General features: G+C 62.8%; 22 protein-coding genes. 11 read left to right on the top strand and 11 right to left on the bottom strand.

Features of this window, described 5'->3' with window-relative positions; translation table 11 throughout:
• Positions 1-158: 158 nt before the first annotated feature.
• On the top strand, positions 159-470 hold the full coding sequence (locus RS897_RS12175; RefSeq protein ID WP_315836797.1) for a hypothetical protein: 312 nt from the start codon (positions 159-161) through the stop codon (positions 468-470).
• 22 nt (positions 471-492) lie between these two features.
• Here the strand turns inward: RS897_RS12175 and RS897_RS12170 are convergent, their stop codons facing one another.
• The 3 genes from RS897_RS12170 to mtgA form a co-directional block, all read right to left on the bottom strand.
• Positions 493-1,080, bottom strand: coding sequence for a hypothetical protein (locus RS897_RS12170; RefSeq protein WP_315836796.1), 588 nt, complete (start codon positions 1,078-1,080; stop codon positions 493-495).
• Positions 1,081-1,224: 144 nt separating this feature from the next.
• Positions 1,225-1,410: a 50S ribosomal protein L32 gene (gene rpmF, locus RS897_RS12165; RefSeq protein WP_315836795.1), complete on the bottom strand. Its 186-nt coding sequence runs from the start codon at positions 1,408-1,410 to the stop codon at positions 1,225-1,227.
• 163 nt (positions 1,411-1,573) lie between these two features.
• Complete coding sequence (gene mtgA / locus RS897_RS12160) at positions 1,574-2,251, bottom strand: monofunctional biosynthetic peptidoglycan transglycosylase (protein WP_315838611.1); 678 nt, start codon at positions 2,249-2,251, stop codon at positions 1,574-1,576.
• 205 nt (positions 2,252-2,456) lie between these two features.
• Between mtgA and RS897_RS12155 the strand changes: the two genes are divergently transcribed.
• From RS897_RS12155 to RS897_RS12130, 6 genes are all read left to right on the top strand, one after another.
• Entirely contained in the window at positions 2,457-3,383 is a 927-nt protein-coding gene (locus tag RS897_RS12155) for a polyprenyl synthetase family protein (RefSeq protein ID WP_315836794.1), read from the top strand.
• 59 nt (positions 3,384-3,442) lie between these two features.
• Positions 3,443-4,123 (top strand): DUF1345 domain-containing protein, encoded by a 681-nt coding sequence (locus RS897_RS12150; protein ID WP_315836793.1) that lies wholly within the window; start codon positions 3,443-3,445, stop codon positions 4,121-4,123.
• Positions 4,124-4,182: 59 nt separating this feature from the next.
• Positions 4,183-5,787, top strand: a complete 1,605-nt coding sequence (locus RS897_RS12145) for a Na+/H+ antiporter (protein WP_315836792.1) — start codon at positions 4,183-4,185, stop codon at positions 5,785-5,787.
• A 57-nt stretch (positions 5,788-5,844) separates the two neighbouring features.
• Positions 5,845-6,153 (top strand): PadR family transcriptional regulator, encoded by a 309-nt coding sequence (locus RS897_RS12140; RefSeq protein WP_315836791.1) that lies wholly within the window; start codon positions 5,845-5,847, stop codon positions 6,151-6,153.
• Complete coding sequence (locus RS897_RS12135; protein WP_315836790.1) at positions 6,144-7,121, top strand: sugar transferase; 978 nt, start codon at positions 6,144-6,146, stop codon at positions 7,119-7,121. The genes RS897_RS12140 and RS897_RS12135 overlap by 10 nt, the downstream gene beginning before the upstream one ends.
• A protein-coding gene (locus RS897_RS12130) for an IS630 family transposase (RefSeq protein ID WP_315838610.1) occupies positions 7,024-7,927 on the top strand; the annotation gives its coding sequence in 2 pieces (ribosomal slippage) (positions 7,024-7,320 and positions 7,322-7,927; 903 coding nt in all). Before RS897_RS12135 ends, RS897_RS12130 begins: the two co-directional genes overlap by 98 nt.
• Before the next feature lie 60 nt (positions 7,928-7,987).
• On the opposite strand, the gene RS897_RS12125 is transcribed toward RS897_RS12130, so the two are convergent.
• The 4 genes from RS897_RS12125 to RS897_RS12110 form a co-directional block, all read right to left on the bottom strand.
• On the bottom strand, positions 7,988-8,923 hold the full coding sequence (locus tag RS897_RS12125; RefSeq protein ID WP_315836789.1) for an alpha/beta fold hydrolase: 936 nt from the start codon (positions 8,921-8,923) through the stop codon (positions 7,988-7,990).
• A 330-nt stretch (positions 8,924-9,253) separates the two neighbouring features.
• A complete protein-coding gene (ispG, locus tag RS897_RS12120) occupies positions 9,254-10,528 on the bottom strand; it encodes a flavodoxin-dependent (E)-4-hydroxy-3-methylbut-2-enyl-diphosphate synthase (protein WP_315836788.1) in 1,275 nt (424 codons plus the stop codon).
• Positions 10,529-10,540: 12 nt separating this feature from the next.
• The gene (locus RS897_RS12115; RefSeq protein WP_315836787.1) at positions 10,541-11,482 is read right to left on the bottom strand and encodes a DMT family transporter; all 942 of its coding nucleotides are present in this window, start codon (positions 11,480-11,482) and stop codon (positions 10,541-10,543) included.
• 19 nt (positions 11,483-11,501) lie between these two features.
• Entirely contained in the window at positions 11,502-12,038 is a 537-nt protein-coding gene (locus RS897_RS12110) for a Fur family transcriptional regulator (RefSeq protein WP_407654546.1), read from the bottom strand.
• A 250-nt stretch (positions 12,039-12,288) separates the two neighbouring features.
• On the opposite strand from RS897_RS12110, the gene RS897_RS12105 reads away from it, so the two are divergent.
• From RS897_RS12105 to RS897_RS12090, 4 genes are all read left to right on the top strand, one after another.
• Complete coding sequence (locus RS897_RS12105) at positions 12,289-13,398, top strand: patatin-like phospholipase family protein (RefSeq protein WP_407654474.1); 1,110 nt, start codon at positions 12,289-12,291, stop codon at positions 13,396-13,398.
• 135 nt (positions 13,399-13,533) lie between these two features.
• Positions 13,534-14,007, top strand: coding sequence for a MarR family winged helix-turn-helix transcriptional regulator (locus RS897_RS12100; protein ID WP_315836786.1), 474 nt, complete (start codon positions 13,534-13,536; stop codon positions 14,005-14,007).
• A complete protein-coding gene (locus RS897_RS12095) occupies positions 14,000-15,157 on the top strand; it encodes an HlyD family secretion protein (RefSeq protein WP_315836785.1) in 1,158 nt (385 codons plus the stop codon). Before RS897_RS12100 ends, RS897_RS12095 begins: the two co-directional genes overlap by 8 nt.
• 47 nt (positions 15,158-15,204) lie before the next feature.
• Positions 15,205-16,719 (top strand): MDR family MFS transporter, encoded by a 1,515-nt coding sequence (locus tag RS897_RS12090; protein WP_315838607.1) that lies wholly within the window; start codon positions 15,205-15,207, stop codon positions 16,717-16,719.
• Positions 16,720-16,878: 159 nt separating this feature from the next.
• Here the strand turns inward: RS897_RS12090 and RS897_RS12085 are convergent, their stop codons facing one another.
• The 4 genes from RS897_RS12085 to pcaH all read right to left on the bottom strand — a co-directional run bounded on the left by RS897_RS12085 (position 16,879) and on the right by pcaH (position 18,962).
• Complete coding sequence (locus RS897_RS12085) at positions 16,879-17,277, bottom strand: type II toxin-antitoxin system VapC family toxin (RefSeq protein ID WP_407654473.1); 399 nt, start codon at positions 17,275-17,277, stop codon at positions 16,879-16,881.
• A complete protein-coding gene (locus RS897_RS12080) occupies positions 17,277-17,522 on the bottom strand; it encodes an antitoxin (RefSeq protein WP_407654472.1) in 246 nt (81 codons plus the stop codon). The genes RS897_RS12085 and RS897_RS12080 overlap by 1 nt, the downstream gene beginning before the upstream one ends.
• Positions 17,523-17,664: 142 nt before the next feature.
• Positions 17,665-18,258: a protocatechuate 3,4-dioxygenase subunit alpha gene (gene pcaG / locus RS897_RS12075; protein WP_315836784.1), complete on the bottom strand. Its 594-nt coding sequence runs from the start codon at positions 18,256-18,258 to the stop codon at positions 17,665-17,667.
• Positions 18,258-18,962: a protocatechuate 3,4-dioxygenase subunit beta gene (gene pcaH / locus RS897_RS12070; RefSeq protein WP_315836783.1), complete on the bottom strand. Its 705-nt coding sequence runs from the start codon at positions 18,960-18,962 to the stop codon at positions 18,258-18,260. Before pcaH ends, pcaG begins: the two co-directional genes overlap by 1 nt.
• Between the last annotated feature and the right edge of the window lie 56 nt (positions 18,963-19,018).

The following is a 19,018-nucleotide window of genomic DNA, read 5'->3' as shown; positions in this document are numbered from 1 at the left end:
GCTGCCCAATTACTCCGGAGCGGTGATTCGCAGCGTGGCGCGCATTCCTGGCGATACAGAGACTACGCCAAGTTCCTAAAAAACTTAAAAATCGCGACAACTGTGCGGGAGGTAGGGAGTTGCCGGGACGGCGGCACGGGGCTTGCGAGGGCAGGTCCATGGAGCACAGCCCTGTCCCAAAACGAGACATCATCCTGGATGACGCCGAAAGCGACAGCCAGATCGGCGAATCGCGGCCAAGCCGTGCCCTGGTGCCGCTTGCCGGCGGAGACAGTTCACGCGTGACCGGCTTCGCGATAACCCACCCCGACCTGTCGTTCGTCGCCCACCTGATCGCGACCGCCACCCACGCGCCGCAGACCCGCACCCTGTGCCGGGCGAGCTCGATGGACGCACAGATGAGTTATCGGTCGGTGGTGCATCAGAATAAGCAGCCGGCACGCCCGGTGGGCAAGGCGCGCGTGGCCTGAGCCCGCGGTCAGCGCCGTCGCATCAGCGCGACGGAAGATCCTGCGGCGGAATCGTTGGTGCGCCCGGCTGCAACTGGGGCGACGGGGTCACCGCGGGCGCGGGTGCAGGACGAGCCGGCTCGATGGTGGCCATCGGCGGCACGGCGGACGGCACTACAGGTTCGACATGCTCTTGCGGCGCGGCTGCGGCTGGAGGCGGCGCCTTGCGGGCCGCCTTTGCGGCGGCGGCCGCACGGCGGGTTTCGCTGCGCAGGCGCAGCGAGAGGCCGGCGAGGAAATCCACCAGCATCAGCACCGTGAGCAAGAAGAACACCGAGGTCGCGAACTGCGGCAGCAGCACGAACTCGGCCACCGCGCCTGCGAAAATCAGCAGCGCCAGAAACTGATCGGTGAAGTATTTGCCGCCCGGGCGCGCCGCCTTGATGACCTCGAACAGCAGCAGCAGCATGCTGAACGCAATCAGCGCATCGCCGAACGTGACCTTCCACACCGCCTGCGAAGGCAGCGGCACGCTAACGATGGCGTCGGTGAACGACACCCCCGGCATCAGGAAGACGAGGATGTTGATGATCGCGAGCGGGATCAGCAGCAGCGGGAAACCGACCATCATCGGCGAGGCTTTCTAAGGCTTGGTTTTGGGTCTGGTCTTGCGCTTGGACGCAAACTCGTCCGGCGTGTCCCGCTCACCTCGGCTTGCGCCGTGCCCCACGCCGTTGGACCTTGCGCCGCGCGAACGCGGCGCAGGGAACGCCGATCAGGCGTCCTTCTTCGGCTTCAGGACCTGGCGGCCCTTGTACATGCCGGTCTTCAGGTCGAGATGGTGCGGACGGCGCAGTTCGCCGGAATCCTTGTCCTCGGCATAGGTCGGCGTCTTCAGCGCGTCGGCGGAGCGACGCATGCCACGCCGCGAGGGCGATGTTTTTCTGCGGGGAACGGCCATGTCGGTTATCCTTCAGGTGATCATCACGTCGGCGTCGCGCGTCCGGTCTGGACGGGCCGGCACGCCGCGCGCGCTCGAAATTCGGATTAAGGCCGGGCTTATAGAGGATGGGGGCGGCCAAATCTAGGGGTTGCGACCCTCGATTTTCCTTAAAAAATCCGCTTCAAGAGGCCCGGTTCCGGCCCAAACAGGGCTGCGCCCAAGAAGCCTGCGCCCTGGCGGCATACTTGCCGGCCAGCCGGCGCACCCCCGGCCCCGGATTGCGGGCGCTGCGGGTCACCGGATTGGGCAGAATCGCGGCCATCAGGGCCGCCTCCCGGGCCGACAGCGTCGCTGCCGACCGTCCGAAGGCGTAAATTGCCCCCGCTTCAGCCCCAAACTGGCCGGCGGGGCCCCATTCGGCGATATTGAGATAGATTTCAAGGATCCGGCGCTTGGGCAGCACCAGTTCGATCCAGAGCGCCAGCGGCAGTTCCAGCCCCTTGCGGATGACGCTGCGGCCCGGCCAGAGGAACAGGTTCTTGACCACCTGCTGGGTGATGGTGGAGCCACCCCGGGTCGCCTCGCCCTCCTGGGCGTCCTCGATCACGTCCTGCAGGGCATTCCAGTCGACCCCGCGATGGGTACAGAATTTGGCGTCCTCCGAGGCGATCACGGTGCGCGGCAAGGCCCCCGAAATGGTGTCCAGATCCACCCAGGTGCGCGATACGGGGGCTCCGGTCGCCCAGCGCCAGAGCATCAGGGTCGACACCGGATGGCCGGCTCCGTAGAGCAGCACCAGCCCATAGGGCAGTGCCAGCACAATAACCAAAATCAGAAGAAGTCTGCGGACAAGGCGCAATGGCTGTGCTACCGGCTCACCGAAATAACGGTATGGAATGGTTCCAAAACTGGATGGTTCCTTAAGCCCGCTGACGGACGACACTTCCGCTGATGGATACCCCGGATCGATCCGGCGCTCCAGTTGCGGCAGACCCCGTCGTTGGGGGAATCACGGTCCGGCGCCATGACCGATCGTCGCGCATATTTTTCCGGAGTTTTTTTGAATGACATCGACGCCCCGCCCGCAGGACTTCGCCAAGCGCCTGGACAAGACCGCCGACGACATCGAAACCCTGCTCGGCAAGCTGCTTTCAGACGAGGTGCTGGAGAATGAAATCGCCCGCCCGCAGCGGCTGATCGAGTCCATGCGTTACGGCAGCCTCAACGGCGGCAAGCGGCTGCGCCCGTTCCTGGTGGTCGAGAGCGCGGCACTGTTCGACGTGCCGCCGGCCGGTGCACTGCTCGCCGGCGCGGCGCTGGAGTGCATCCACTGCTACTCGCTGATCCACGACGACCTGCCGGCGATGGACAACAGCGACCTGCGCCGCGGCCGTCCCACCACCCACAAGGTCTATGACGACGCCACCGCGATCCTTGCCGGTGACGCACTGCTGACCATCGCCTTCGACATCACCACCCGGGACGAGATTCATCCCGAAGCCGATGTGCGCCTGAAGCTGACGCGAGCGCTGGCCCGTGCCTCCGGTGTCGGCGGCATGGCCGGCGGCCAGATCCTCGACCTCGCCGGCGAAGGTCGTTTCGGCGACAAGGCGCAGCCGGATGTCGCGCGGCTGCAGCAGATGAAAACCGGTGCGCTGCTGCGCTTCGGCTGTCAGGCCGGCGCGATCCTCGGCAAGGCGTCGGAGGCCAACTACAAGGCGCTGGACGACTACGGCCGCGCCTTCGGCGAAGCCTTCCAGATCGCCGACGACCTGCTCGATGTCGAAGGTGACGCCGCCGCGCTGGGCAAGCCGGCCGGCCAGGACGCAGCACTCGGCAAGGCGACCTTCGTCACCCAACTCGGCCTCGACGGCGCGAAGCAGCGCCTGCAGGACCTGCTCGCGACCGCGGACAAGGCGCTGGCCCCGTTCGGCGCCAAGGCCGACGTGCTGCGCGCCGCCGCCCGCTTCGTCGCCGAACGCAAGAACTGAGCGAGATCTGAGCAAGACCTGAGATCGAGACCAACGCCCCGCGGAAGCGAGACACGCATATGGCCGGAGACGACAACTTCGACGGCCATCTGCAGCGCTTCCGCAGCCGGCCGTTGCCGCTGCGCGTTGTTTTGGCGCGGCCGCGATTTTTCGCCTCCATCCTTATCGGACTGATCGCACTCGCCGTGATGCCGGTTTCGCTGCGGCTGGCCACGCGGCTGCTGATCGCCTGGGACATCGCGATGGCGATTTATCTGCTGCTGGCGTTCACCACGGTGATGACCACAGGCACCACGAAAATGCGCCACCGCGCCGCCCTGCAGGACGACGGGCGTTTTGTCATTTTGATCCTCACCGCCGTCGCCGCTTTCGCAACCCTGGGCGCGATCGTCGCCGAACTCGGCCCCGATCATCGCGGATCTTTTGAGCTGCTGCTCGCAACAACCACGATCGTGCTGTCATGGGCCGCCATCCACACCACCTTCGCGCTGCATTACGCGCATGAATATTATCGCGGCCAGAAGGCCGGCGGCCTCGCGTTCCCCGGCGACGAGGCGGAACCGGACTACTGGGATTTCGTCTATTTCTCGTTCGTGATCGGCATGACCGCCCAGGTCTCCGATGTCGGCATCACCGACAAGATCATCCGCCGCACCGCCACCGCCCACGGCGTGGCGTCCTTCATTTTCAACACGGCGCTGCTGGCGCTGATGGTCAACATCGCGGCCAGCGCGATCTGACGGACTGGACTTGACCTGCGCAGGGTCAGAGGCCAAGTGAAATTCAGGGGCCTCTTCGCATGACCGAAAGCTTTCTGATCGTTCTGCTGCTGCTCACCGCCATGGCCGCGACGGCTGCGGTGGCGCGGCGCTATGAACTGACCCCGGCGCTGGCGTTTCTGGCCATCGGCGTTGCGCTCGCCTTCATCCCGGGCATGCCGAAGATCGAGCTCGAGCCGAAGGTGGTGCTGCTGATCGTGCTGCCGCCGCTGATCTATTCCGCCGGCGTCTCGATGAGCTGGCGCGAATTCAAATCCAACTTGCGGCCGATTGCGCTATTGGCGATCGGCTGCGTGGTGTTCACCACCTGCGCGGTCGCCGCCGCCGCGCACTGGGTGCTGGGGCTGCCCTGGAGCATCGGCTTCGTACTCGGCGCCATCGTCTCGCCGCCCGACGTGGTGGCTCCGCTGGCGATTGCACGACGGCTGCATCTGCCGCATCGCATCCTGGTGATTCTCGAAGGCGAGGGCCTCGCCAACAACGCCACCGCACTGATCCTCTATCGTTTCGCCGTGCTCGCGGTCAGCACCGGCATGTTCTCGCTGCTCAAGGCCACCTACTCTTTCGCCGCCATCGTGGCCTGCGAGGTGTTCTTCGGCATCGCGGTGGGCTGGCTCAGCCTGCGGCTGCGGCAATGGGCGCGCGACGAGCGGGTGGAAATCACACTGTCGCTGCTGACGCCCTATCTCGCTTACTGGGTGCCGGAACACCTCGGCGGCTCCGGCGTCATCGCCACCGTCGCGGCCGGGCTTTATGTGAGCTGGAACGGACCGCTGCTCATCTCCGCGGCGACACGCCTGCAGGGCATCTTCTTCTGGGACTTCGTGATCTGGCTGATCGAGGGGCTGCTGTTCCTGCTGATGGGCTTCCAGATGCGGCTGCTGATGGAGAAGGCGAAAGCGGTGCCGCTGCACGAGGTGGTGACCGCGATCGCGGTGACCTCAGTGATCGTCATCCTGGCCCGCTTCGTCTGGGTGTTCGTCGGCACGTATCTGCCGCGGCAGATCAAGCGGGTCCGCGACCGCGATCCGACGCCGCCGTGGCGCTACATCTTCGTGATCGGCTTCACCGGCATTCGCGGCGTGGTGTCGCTGGCGGTGGCGCTGGCGCTGCCGCTGACACTGCCGAATGGCGAGGATTTCCCGCATCGCGACCTGGTGCTGTTCGCGAGTTTCGGCGTGATCTTCGTCACGCTGGTCGGGATCGGCCTCACGCTGCCCTGGGTGGTGAAGCTGCTCGGGCTGGCTCAGCACGGCATTCTCGAGTCCCGGTCCGAACGCGAGGCGGAAATCGCAGCGCGGCGCGAAATCCTGCAGTCGGCGCGACAGTCGCTGGAAGAAATCACCACCGGCCGCGACCTGTCGCAGAGCCTGGTGAAATTCCTCGAAGCGCGGCAGGAGACCCGCACCCGCGCCATTCCGGATCCGCATCCCGAGCAGGGACACCGCACGCCCTCCACCATGGGCGCGCCGATCATCCGTGAACTGATCACGGCGGAGCGCAAGTTCCTGCACGGGCTGCTGCGCGAGGGCAAGATCACCGACGAGACGCGGCGGCGCATCGAGCGCGACCTCGACCTGGAAGAGGCCGCGGTCAACAACCGGGAAAAGAATACGCCGCTGTAACGGCGCGGTATCGCCTGATATTGACAGACCTATCCACCCTATGTAGACTTTTCTACCATGGGTAAAGAACCGAGACTTTCGACACAGACCATCAAGGTGCTGAGCACCCTGATGTCTCATCCCGCCGATGAGTTGTCGGGGGCCGAGATTGCAAAGCAGTCGCGGCTTGCTTCCGGCACCCTCTATCCGATTCTCGCGCGGCTTGAGGATGCGGGCTGGCTGCAAAGCCGGTGGGAAGAGGGAGACCCTGCAGACTTAGGCCGGCCACGTCGTCGCTATTACAAAATCACAGCCGCCGGAGCGAAGCGGGTTGAACAGCTGGTCCGCGATTTGACGCCCAACGCCGAGGTGCCCGTATGGACCTGATCGCGTTGATCGCTGTGGCTGTTCTCGGAATCCTCGGCGCGACTCTTTCGAAGTTGCTCTCCGACGAGTTCAAGGCGTGGGCGCCATCGATCACCAGCGGCGTCATAAAAATCGCTGTCCGGCAGCTGCCCGCGGACAAACGCGAGCGCTTCACCGAGGAGTGGTCAAGCCACGTCAATGACATTCCCGGTGACATCAGCAAGCTTGTGGTGGCCCTGGGATTTGTCCTGGCGTCCTGGAGAATGTCATCCACCCTCTTCGATACTCCGAAGCGCGTCCTTGATGTTTTCCTCGCAGCGATCACCGCACTTGTTCTTTTCCCATTTCTGGTTCTGGTGGCCATTGCCATTCGACTTGAATCGCCGGGACCTGTTTTCTTCCTGCAGCTTCGGGCCGGACGGGGCGGCCGGCTATTCAAGGTGATCAAGTTCCGGACCATGCAACCGCTCAAGGACGATCAACCCGTTTCAGAGCGCGTCACCCGTATCGGACGATGGCTGCGTCGATTCAACATCGACGAAATTCCCCAGTTGATCAACATCCTGCGCGGAGACATGTCGTTTGTCGGTCCGCGCGCATTGCCGCCTTCCCTCACCCAGCCCTCGTCTGAGCCGAATGATGTCAAACCAGGCCTGTCCGTTGCGGCAAAGATCTACATTGAGCGTGAGTTCAATCATGTCAGGAACTTGCTGACAGTTCGCCTCAACGCTGCCCGCAAGTTCCTGCGGAAAATGCTTTCTTCTAGAGCACGGTGTTTTTTGACGGAATCGGGATTCCCAAGGGAGGGAGTTTCTGATTCAAAGTACATGCTGGGAAGCGGAGCCCGCGTGTATGACGCAACCCTACTCGGAAGACCTTCGGGAACGAGCTCTGGCGCGAGCGGATGCCGGCGAGACGGTGCGATCAATTGCTGCGGCTCTGCAGATCAGCCCATCCTGCGTGACCAAATGGAAGAATCTGAGGCGTGAGACCGGGAGCCTCGCGCCAGGCAAGATGAATGGTCACAAGAAGCGCGTTCTGTCGGGCGCGACCGCTGATTGGCTGCGGCAGCGGCTTCGCTCCGGACCATTCTCCTTACGCAAACTGACGGCGGAACTGGCCGAGCGCGGGATCAAGACAGACTCGCGCGCCGTATGGGTTTTTGTTCACGCGGAAGGTCTGAGCTTCAAAAAAAACGATCCTGCCGGCTGAGCAGGATCGTCCTGATATCGCCCGCCGACGCAAACGCTGGAAGGCCTACCAGGGCAGAATCGATGCGTCGCGCCTGCTCTTTATCGATGAGACTTGGGTCAAAACCAACATGGCGCCGCTGCGTGGCTGGGGACCCAGAGGGCAACGTCTTGAAGCAACGGCACCTTATGGCCATTGGAAGACCCTGACCTTCATCGCGGCTCTGCGCCATGATCGGATCACTGCGCCTTGGGTCATCGATGGACCTATCAATGGTGAACTCTTCACGCTCTATGTCGAGAACGTGCTGGCTCCAACCTTGGCGGCAGGCGAGGTTGTTATCCTCGACAATCTCGGCAGCCACAAGGGTAAGGCGGCGCGCGAGGCAATCCGGGCCAAAGGCGCGCATCTCATCTTCCTGCCGCCCTACAGCCCGGACCTCAATCCGATCGAACAAGTCTTTGCCAAGCTCAAACATCTGATGCGCCAGGCGCAGCCGCGCACCGTCGAAGCGACATGGCGTAAGGTCGGAGAGCTCCTTGAGCTCTTCTCACCCGCGGAGTGCAAAAACTATCTTACAAACTCTGGATATGTTTCTGTCTAAAAACAGCATGCTCTAGAAAGCGATAACTCGCCGAACTGGATCAGAGCGGCGCAATCTAACTTATGCTGCCGCCCGTTGTGTCTGCCGGATGAACTGCGCGATATGCGCAGCAACCAGCCCGGGCGCGTCTTCGAAGCAGTAGTGACCCACGCCCGCCAGCCGATAGATCGGCGCCGGCGGGAACAGCGACGCAAACAGCGGCAGAAAATGATCGGCCTGCAGCGTTCGATCTGCGGTGCCCCAAACGGCGAGCGCGGGCTTCGTGCCGATCGCACGGCGGGCCGCCGCGTCGGGCATTTCGAATTGATGGGCGCCGATGGCGACGCCCTTGGCCCAGCCGATCGCGCCGAGGCAATCGGCTGGTCGGGCGAAGTGCGATCCATAGGCTGAGATCCAGGTGTCGGTGATCAGCGCATTGTTCTCGAACCCGTTGAGCTTCAGCGTGCTCAGGATGTTGAAGCCGAGCTGACCCAGCACGGCTTCAAGGCTGCCCTCCGTCTCGGCCTTGATGATCCACTGGAACCAGGGTGACACAGCGGCATTTGCGATCAATCGATCAACCAAGTCAGCCTGGCCGAACGGTGTCGGCCCATTGGCCGAGATCACCCGATCGATGCGATCCGGATGACGAGCCGCAAGGCCCATCCCGACAGGACCGCCAAAGTCATGCAAAACGAGGGTGATGCGGCGCAGATCGAGGGCGAGGACCAGGCGCTCCAGATTGTCGATGTGATCCTGCACCCAGTAGCTGCGGTGCTGCGGCGTGGCGCTTTTGCCGAAGCCCATGTGATCGGGGACAACCACGCGATAAGAACTGCTCAGCACCGGGATCAGATGGCGAAACAGATAACCCCAGGTCGGCTCACCATGAAGGCAGAGCACCACGTCACGCTCGCGCGATCCTTCATCGACATAATGCATCCGGAAGCCGGGGGCCTCGCTGAAGTGTGGCGCGAAGGGAAAGCTGCCGTTGAAGGTCTCGTCGTGCGGGATCATGGAAAGCTCGTCCTTGTCGAAGCGGAGGGCGCACGGCCTCAGCCCGCCGCAAGCGACCGCAGGCACGATCGGCGGGAGAAAGCCGAAGGTCTTGGTTTTAACTTGATACCTCTCCATCCGTAGCACGGATGGTTTCATGTTGCAACTTAATCCATTGCGGCGGCGAAGAGCCCCTCATCACAAGGACGATGAGATCCACCGCCGGTGCCGTTGTTGGTACGGCGGCTGGGCGCACCGATCTGCTCGACGCCACGGCGTGAAGCGTCACGCATAAAACAACAACGCCGGCTGATCAGCCGGCGTTGTGGTCAAACTGCGATAACAGAGTGGTTACTCCGCCGCGGTCTGGCCGGGCACGCCGTAACGGCGCTCGATGTAGTCGATCACCATGGTCTTGAAGTCGGCGGCGATGTTCGCCCCACGCAGGGTGGTGAACTTCTTGCCGTCGACGAACACCGGCGCGGCCGGGGTTTCGCCGGTGCCCGGCAGCGAGATGCCGATGTCGGCGTGCTTGGATTCGCCGGGACCGTTGACGATGCAGCCCATGACGGCGACGTTGAGATTCTCGACACCGGGATAACGGGTCTTCCAGGTCGGCATCTCGACACGGATGAAGTCCTGGATGTCGCGCGCCAGTTCCTGGAACACGGTGGAGGTGGTGCGGCCGCAACCCGGGCATGCCGCGACCAGCGGCACGAAGGTGCGGAAACCCATGGTCTGCAGGATTTCCTGGCCGACCTGCACTTCGAGGGTGCGATCGCCGTTCGGCTCCGGCGTCAGCGAAACACGGATGGTGTCGCCGATGCCGGACTGCAGCAGCACGCTGAGTGCGGCGGCCGACGCAACGATGCCCTTCGAGCCCATGCCGGCTTCGGTGAGGCCGAGATGGATGGCGTAATCGGAGCGCGCAGCGAGATCGCGGTACACCGCGATCAGGTCCTGCACCGCGGAGACCTTGGCCGACAGGATGATGCGGTTCTTGGCGAGGCCGAGTTCTTCCGCACGCGCGGCCGACAGCAGCGCCGACTGCACCATGGCCTCACGGGTGACGGCACGTGCTTCGCGCGGATTGGCCGACGTCGCGTTCTCTTCCATCAGCTTGGTCAGCAGCTCCTGGTCGAGCGAGCCCCAGTTGGCGCCGATGCGCACGGCCTTGCCGTACTTGATGGCGGTCTCGACGATGGTGCTGAACTGGGTGTCACGCTTGGCCTTGAAACCGACATTGCCCGGATTGATGCGGTACTTGTCGAGCGCCTCGGCGCAGGCCGGATGATCCGCCAAGAGCTGGTGGCCGATGTAATGGAAGTCGCCGATCAGCGGCACCTTGATGCCACGCTTATTCAGCGCATCGCGAATGTGAGGAACTGCGGCGGCCGCCTCATCGCGGTCGACCGTGATGCGGACCATTTCCGAGCCGGCGCGCGCAAGGGCTGCGACCTGGGCGACGGTGCCTTTGATGTCCGCGGTGTCGGTGTTGGTCATCGATTGCACGACAATCGGTGCGCCACCGCCGACGGTGACCCCGCCGACCTTGACTGCGGTGGTTGTGTGACGCGCCGCGGGACCGGCAATATCGATCTGGGATGGACTTTCGAGCTTGCTCATGGGCCTCAAATATCAGGTTTTTGTGACAGGCAGCAACGGATCAATCTCCGCCCGGCTAGGTCGGTTAACGAGCACTAGCCCGGCGATGACGAGAACGGCGGCGCCTGCAAACGCAGGCGTAATGGGGTCATGCATGACAAAATAGCCGGCCGCCACCCCGAACAGGGGCGTTATGAAGGTAAAAGCCGACAATTTGCTGGCGGAATAGGTTCGCACGAGCATAAACCAGAACAAAAAGGTCAGGCCCACAACCCAAAAAGTCTGATAGGCCAATGAGATAAGGGCGACATGGCCGGGAACCGCAGTGAGCCGTTCCCCGAACACCAGCGACGAGATCCCCAGTATGGGGATTGACGTGGCCAATTGGTAGGCCAGGGTTTTCTCGGCAGGCCCCCGCAAAAGCGGGGTCAGTTTGACCACAATGGTGGTGGCCGCCCACAGGATCCCTCCGATGACGATCAGCAGGTCGCCCAGCAGCACCGTGCCATCGACCCCGGCCTGCGGGATGCCGATGGCCAGCACGACGCCAGCGAACGACAAAGCGAGCCCGCCCCATTGCGCCGGGCCCAGCCTCTCACCGAGCAGGCGGAACGATCCGAACGCAACCACGAACGGCGCCACATACAGAAACACCACGGCGCGCGTGGCGCTGGTCCATACCAGCCCGCGATAAATCACCACGAACTCGAGGCCAAACAGCAAGCCGGCGAACAGACCTGCCTTCAACGTGCCGTCACGCGTAAAGATCTCCACGCCGCGCAACCGCGCCACCAGCAGCACCACCAGAAGCGCACCGCTCGAGCGGATGGTCGCCATCATCAGCGGCGGGATATCCGGCAGGGCCAGCTTGATGGCGATCTGGTTGAAGCCCCAACTGAAACACAGCAGCAGCATCACGGTGATGGCACTGATGCTCAGCGGGCGGCCCGCTGCGGAGGACGTTGCGGATGACATGAAGTTGGAGTGCCGTTTTTTATGTTGTTATTGCCTGGCAATGCGCGCAGGTGCCGGTGATTTCGACGACGGACAGTTTTGGGGCGAAACCGGTATTGCGCGCGGCTTCGTTGATGCTGTTGGCGACAGGCGCCGCGGGAATTTCGCCGACCGAACCGCAGCGATCGCAGATCAGGAAAGCGACCAGCGATTGTTGTCCGTGCGACAGCTCATCGTGATTGTGCGCGCAGGCGAGAAAAGCATTGCGGCTTTCAATCCGATGGACGAGGCCGTTCTCCATCAGGAAGTCGAGTGCGCGGTAAACCGTAATCGGCGCCGGACGCGCGATATCCCGGGCAAGATGGTCGATGACTTCATAGGCGCCGAGCGGGCGGTGACTCGCAAGCAGCGCCTGCAGCACCTGGCGGCGGATGGTGGTGAACTTCTGTCCGCGCCCGGCGCAGACTTTTTCGGCGTGCTTGATCGCATCCGCCGTGCAGCGGCCGTGGTCGTGATCCGGCGTCGGGAAGATCTGACTTGAGACCTGACTTGGCTGAGTCATTTTCGACTGGGTCATTTTCGGCTGCGTCATCAGGAGACCATCTAACCGGTTTATCTCGATTCTGCCTGTGATTTCAGCAGCAGGTTCCTGCATGAAATTTTTGCAATGCAATATTTTTCATTGCAGCGCAATAAAAAACTCCCAAATCAAGCCCACACACTAGGTCTCCGCGCATCCGAAGTCGCGCGTACCAGACGAGCATACCCCCATGATGGCGGCGGAGCGTGACAAACTTCGCCTCTGCCCCTGAGAAAGAAGCCGCACCTTGGCGAGCAATCTGAAGTCCTATCTCGACGGCCTGACCAACTGGACCAAACGCGCCAGCGCGGGTCCATCGCGGCCGGCCGCCAAGAAAATCAATCTCGCGCTCCAGGGCGGCGGCGCCCATGGTGCCTTTACATGGGGTGTGGTGGATCATTTGCTAGCCGATGGCCGGCTCGAGATCACCGGCGTCTCCGGCGCGTCCGCCGGCGCCGTCAATGCGGTGATGCTGGCCGACGGCCTTGCCCGCGGCGATCACGACGAAGCGCGCAAACGCCTCGCCGATTTCTGGCGCGCAGCGAGCACGGGTGGCGGCCTGCCGCCAGTGCAGCGCGCCGTCACCGACCGCATGCTGTCGATGATGCCGTTTACGGCGACGCCGATGCAAAGCTGGTTCGAGGCGATGGCGCATTATTTTTCGCCCTACGATCTCAATCCGCTCAACATCAATCCGCTCGGCGACCTGATCGCACGCTCGGTGGATTTCGAAGCGGTGCGCAACGGCGACCTCGAACTATTCATCTCGGCCACCAACGTCCACACCGGCCGCCTGCGCATCTTCCCGCGTGAAAAGATCACCGCCGACGTGGTGATGGCCTCGGCCGCCTTGCCGCTGGTGTTCCGCGCGGTGGAGATCGACGGCATTCCGTTCTGGGACGGCGGCTACATGGGCAATCCCGCGATCTTCCCCTTCCTGCAGGCCACCGAGGCGGAAGACGTGCTTGTGGTGCAGATCAATCCGGTGACCCGGCCGACCACCCCGCGCACCACGTCGGAGATTCTCAACCGCCTGAACGAAATCACCTTCAACTCGGCGCTGATCTCCGAATTGCGCAGCATGGATTTCATCAACCAGTTGATCGATGACGGCCATCTGCCGCGCGGCACAGGCAAGGACCAGTACCGCAAGCTGAATATCCACCGCATCGACCTCGGCAGGCTCGGCAACCGCCTCGCCGGCTCCACCAAGATGCAGACCGACTTCGATTTCCTGGAGCTGCTGCACAAGGCCGGGCAGCGTGCCGCGCGGCGCTTCCTCGAGCAGCATTTCGACGACATCGGCGAGCGAAGCACCCTCGACCTGGCCGCCGAATCCGGGGTCGAGTGGGCCTGATCCCGCTTAATTAATTGTTTTAATTACGCTTTCTGGAAGCCATGCGCATGCTGCAGGGCTGCCTCCTGACGTAGCCGCTCCCATAACTCATAAGCAAGCTTATTATATCGAAAGCTTATGAGGGAGCTGCCGGCCATGCCGAGGAGCAATACCGATTTTCTGTTCGTCCTGTTCGAGACCCAACGCATGGTGCGGCTTTATGCCGACAAGCTGGCGACGCGGTTCGGCATCACCCGCGCCCAGTGGGCGGTGCTGGCGAAACTCGAACGCACCGAAGGCCTGAAGCAATCCGAGCTCGCGGACCTGATGGAAGTGCAGCCGATCACCCTGACGCGACTGATCGACCGGCTCTGCGACAATGACCTGATCGAACGCCGCGCCGACGCCAGCGACCGCCGCGTCAACCGGCTTTATCTGCGGCCCGCGGCCCGGCCGCTACTCGACAAGCTCGCAGAACTGCGCGCCGAAATCACCGAGACCGCGCTTGGCGGCATGACGGCGGCAGACGCCGATGGCCTCGTCGCCCGGCTCGAACACATCAAGGACAACGTACGCGACGCGGTGCAAAGCGCCAGCGATACCAAGACAAAGGCACAACGTTATGGCTGATCCCGTTCTGAAATTCCCGCCCGACCAGACTCAGCCGGAGAAGCCGGCATCGGACGGCGGCACCCGCAAGAGCCTGGGTCAGCGCCTGCGCGACAACCGCCGCACGCTGCTTCTCGTGGTGCTGCCGCTGATCGCCGTGATCGGCGGCCTGGCTTTTTATCTGTCGGGTGGACGTTACGCGACCACCGATGACGCCTATGTCGGCGCCCAAAAAGTGCTGATCACGCCGGACATCTCCGGCAAGATCGACAAGGTGCTGATCAAGGAAGGGCAGAAGGTCAAAGCCGGCGACGAGCTGTTCGAAATCGATCCGGTGCCGTTCCAGCTTGCGCTGCAACAGGCGCAGGCCAATCGCGAGACCGCGAAAACCAACTTCAACACCCTGAAGTCGAATTATGCGTCCTACACGCAGATGCTCGATCTCGCCAAGCAAGGCGTCGACCTCAAGCAGCGCGACGTCGAGCGCAAGACCACCCTGGCCAAACAGAATTTCGGCTCGCAGCTCGATCTCGACACTTCGATCACCAACCTCGTGGTGGCGCGGGCGCAACTCGAACTGCTGCAGCAGCAACTGGCCAGCACCAAGAATCAGCTCCTGAACAATCCGGACCTGCCGCTGGAGCAGTTTCCGCCCTATCGCCAGGCCGATGCGGCGCTCGGCGAGGCACAGCGCAACCTCGACCACACCGTGCTGAAGGCTCCGATCGACGGCACCGCGACCCAGGTCGACAGCATCCAGCTGGGACGCTTCATCGCCGCTGGCACCCCGGTGTTCACCATCATCGATGACGCCAAGCCCTGGGTCGACGCCAACCTGAAGGAATCCGATTTCACTTATGTCGGGCTCGGGCAGCCGGTGACGCTGAGCGTCGATGCGTTTCCCGATCATGAGTTCAAGGGCACGGTGGGCTCGCTCAGCCCCGGCACCGGCGCGCAGTTCGCGATCCTGCCGCCGCAGAACGCCACCGGCAATTTCGTCAAGGTGGTGCAGCGCGTGCCGGTGCGAATCTACTTCGACACCCACGACGCCGCCGTGCGCAAGCTGAAAGCCGGCATGAGCACCTACGTCTGGATCGACACCGGGCATCGCCGGTCGCTCGCCGGCCTGTTCGGTTTCTCCTCCGCATCCGCGAAGGAGGACAACCGGTGACCGCCGCCGCCACCTCCTCGGCGGCGGTCCCCGGCTTTCGCCGCAACATGGTGACCATCTGCGCCATGACGGCGACCATCATGCAGGCGCTCGACACCACGATCGCCAACGTGGCGCTGCCTTACATGCAGGGCACGCTGTCAGCATCGCAGGACCAGATCAACTGGGTGCTGACCTCCTATATCGTCGCCGCCGCCATCATGACTGCGCCGGTCGGCTGGATCGCCAACCGCTTTGGCCGCAAACGCATCTTCATCCTCTGCGCGGGCGGTTTCACCGTGGCGTCAGTGATGTGCGGCCTTGCCCAGGACATCACCCAGATGGTGCTGTTCCGGCTGCTGCAGGGTGTGTTCGGCGCGGCCCTGGTACCGCTCTCGCAGGCGGTGATGCTCGATTCCTACACCCTGCAGGAACGCGCCAAGGCGATGTCGATCTGGGGCATGGGCGTGATGATGGGTCCGATCATGGGCCCCTCGCTCGGCGCCTGGCTGACCGAAACCTACACCTGGCACTGGGTGTTTTTTGTCAATCTACCGTTCGGCATCCTCACCGTGCTGGGGCTGATGGCGTTCATGGACGAAACCAAGACCGATACCGGGCTCAAATTCGACTGGTTCGGCTTCGGCGCGCTGGCGGTCGGCATCGGCGCCATGCAGATCGCACTCGATCGCGGCGAGCAGCTGGCCTGGTTCGAGTCCAAGGAAATCATCATCGAGACCATCATCTCGATCGCCGGTTTCTATTATTTCTTCGCCCACTCGCTGACCACGCCAAAGCCGTTCATCCAGTTCGCCATTTTCAAGGATCGCAACTTCATCGGCGGCTGCGTGTTCATGACCGTCATGGGCCTGGTGCTGTTCTCCACCATGGCGCTGTCGTCGCCCTATCTGCAGAATGTGATCGGCTATCCGATCATCACCGCCGGGCTTTTGCTGGCCACCCGCGGCTGCGGCACCTTCGTGGCGATGATGCTGGTCGGCCGGGTGATGAAATACATCGAGGCGCGTACGCTGATCATCTCAGGCCTGTCGCTGATGGCGCTGTCACTGTTTTTCATGACCGGCTGGACCGACCAGACCGGCGTTCCCAGCATCGTGACCTGGAGCATCGCCCAGGGCTTTGGCCTTGGCCTGGTGTTCGTGCCGCTGAGCACGGTGGCCTTCCTGACCCTGCCCAACCATCTGCGCACCGACGGCACCTCGATGCTGACTTTGCTGCGCAATGTGGCGAGCTCGATCGGCATCTCGGTGGTGATCGCGGAACTCACCCAAGGCAGCCGTCGCACCTATGCCATCCTCAATGAACACGTCACCCCGTTCAACAACGCCATGCAGATGCCAGACGTGACTCGGATGATCAACATGAACACCGACGCGGGCCGCGCGCTGATGGACACGATGCTGCAGCTGCAAGCACAAATCATCGCGTTTTCGCGCGACTACCAATTGGTGATGGTGGTGACGCTGTGCTCGATCCCGCTAGCTTTGATGATCGGCTCGACCAAGGCGGCACTGCGCAAGCAGGCGCAGGGGCCGAGCGACCATGCGGCGGTGATGGATTAGGGATTGGGAGCCGGCTGGAGCGAGCCCATCGGCCTCTGACGACAAGATGCTCGCAAAAAAGATTGGGGCGTCACCCGCAACGGTGACGCCCTATTTTCTTGGCTGTGGAGTTGGCTGGCGGTGACCGATTCAACTACCGCGCGGCGCGCGACCGGCTCCTTATCGAAGCCAATTCTCGCGGTGAAGCCCGTCAACACGAGCAAACTCCGCGTCATTATCAGTCACAATGGTAAGGCCGAGCGCGATGGCTTGAGCGGCGATGAGCAGATCATTGCCGCCAATCGGCTTACCTGCCCGTTCGAGCCCGGTGCGGATCAGGCCGTAGGCTGCATCGGCAGGCGCCTCGAAGGCGAGAACGTCGAGACTGCCAAGCACCGCTTCAACCTGAGCCGAGAGCCGCGGAGATCCCTTCTTCGCGGCCCCATACCGCAGCTCTGCTGCAACGATGATGCTGGTGCAGACTTGTGCTTCACCGACCTCGTGGATGTGCGCAGTGACGCGACCCTGAGGGTTGCGGATGAGGTCAGAAACGATGTTGGTGTCGAGCAAATAGCGCATCAGAGCTCGATGGGATCCGGCGCCAGATCAGAGATCTGAGGGAAATCCTCATCGAGGGGCGCAAGAGTTGCCAGTAACGCCAGAAGCGACTTCGGCGAGGCAGGCTCAATGATCAGCCGATCGCCTTCCCTGCGCATGATCGCATCTTCGCCAGGAAGCTCGAACTCACGCGGAATCCTTACCGCTTGATTTCGGCCATTCTTGAAAAGCTTAACGTGGCGCTCGGGAAACACTGTCCGCTCCATTGGCATATGCCAAAGCATATGCCAAACGTAGGCCCCCGTCTACGCAATTCAAGCCCCGCGATTTCTGGGCGGGTCGAATTTAAAATTAAAGGGCCGCCGAAGTCTTCAGCGACCCATCCGACCCGAAATCGAACCCAGGGTCTCACACGTCGAAGAACACGGTTTCGTTGTCGCCCTGCAGATGGATGTCGAGGCGATAGACGATGCCGCCGGCCGCCGCATCGCGCTTCGCAATCAGCGTGTCGCGGCGATCGGCCGGGACCAGCGCCAGGATCGGATCGGCGGCGTTGGCTGCGGCCTCGTCGTCGAAATAGATCCGGGTCTGCGCCTGCCGGGTCATGCCGCGGGCATAGACCGCGAGCAGGATGTGCGGCGCCTGCGGCTTGTCGCTCGGGCCCGGCACGACGCCCGGCTTGATGGTCTGGAACGTATAGGTGCCCTGATTGGTGGTGCCGCAGCGGCCGAAACCGCGGAACGCGGCATTCGGCAGCGAACGTTTGTCCTGCGGGTCGTTGAAGCGGCCCTGACCATCGGCCTGCCAGATTTCCAGCATCGAATCCGGAATGATCTTGCCGTCGCCGTCGAACACTGTGCCTTCGATGCGGATGCGTTCGCCGCTGACATCCGGCGTCACTAGGTCGTTGCTGAAGGCATCGTTCCAGGCGTACTCGCTGCCCGGCGTCAGGCCGTATTTGAAATAGGGACCGACGGTCTGCGAAGGGGTGAGGCCGCTCATCAGTGGGTCTCCTGCGGCGTGGCGTTGCGGCCGCGCACTACGATGTCAAAACGATAGGCCAGCGCCCAGTCGGGCTTGGTGGCGTCGAGATCGAAGCTCGACACCATGCGCAGCCGCGCCTTCTCGTCGGTGATCGAATTGAAGATCGGATCGAACGGGAACAGCGGATCGTTCGGGAAATACATCTGGGTCACCACACGTGACAGGAACGAGTGGCCGAACACCGAGAAATGGATGTGCGCGGGACGCCAGGCGTTGTGGTGATTGCCCCACGGATAGGCGCCGGGCTTGATGGTGACGAAACGGTAGTACCCCTTCTCGTCGCTGACGGCGCGGCCCGCCCCGGTGAAGTTCGGATCGAGCGGCGCCGGATGCTGGTCGACCATATGGATGTAGCGGCCGCAGGCATTGGCCTGCCACAGCTCCACCAGCGTGTTGGCAACGCCGCGGCCATCCTCGTCTTGCACATGGCCGTGCACGATGATGCGTTCGCCGATCGGCTCGCCGGTGTGCTGCACCGTGAGATCGCTGTCGTGCTCCCTGACGGTTTCATGGCCGTACACCGGCCCAGTCAGTTCCGACAGTGTATGCGGCGCGATGATCAGTGGCTTCTGCGGCGCGCGCTTGATCGTGCTCTTGTAACCTGGATAGAGGCGCGGACCGAAGGACTCTTCGATGCTGGCGCGCGGATAGACGAATGTCATCTGGTTCATCCTCCGGATGCGGCATCGATCTGCCGCATCCCGCTCTGTGTTGTTTC

It is taken from the genome of Bradyrhizobium prioriisuperbiae, assembly GCF_032397745.1.
Classification (GTDB): domain Bacteria; phylum Pseudomonadota; class Alphaproteobacteria; order Rhizobiales; family Xanthobacteraceae; genus Bradyrhizobium_A; species Bradyrhizobium_A prioriisuperbiae.
Note: the sequence above shows the minus strand (reverse complement) of the source record. Positions and strands in the feature narration are given on the sequence as shown.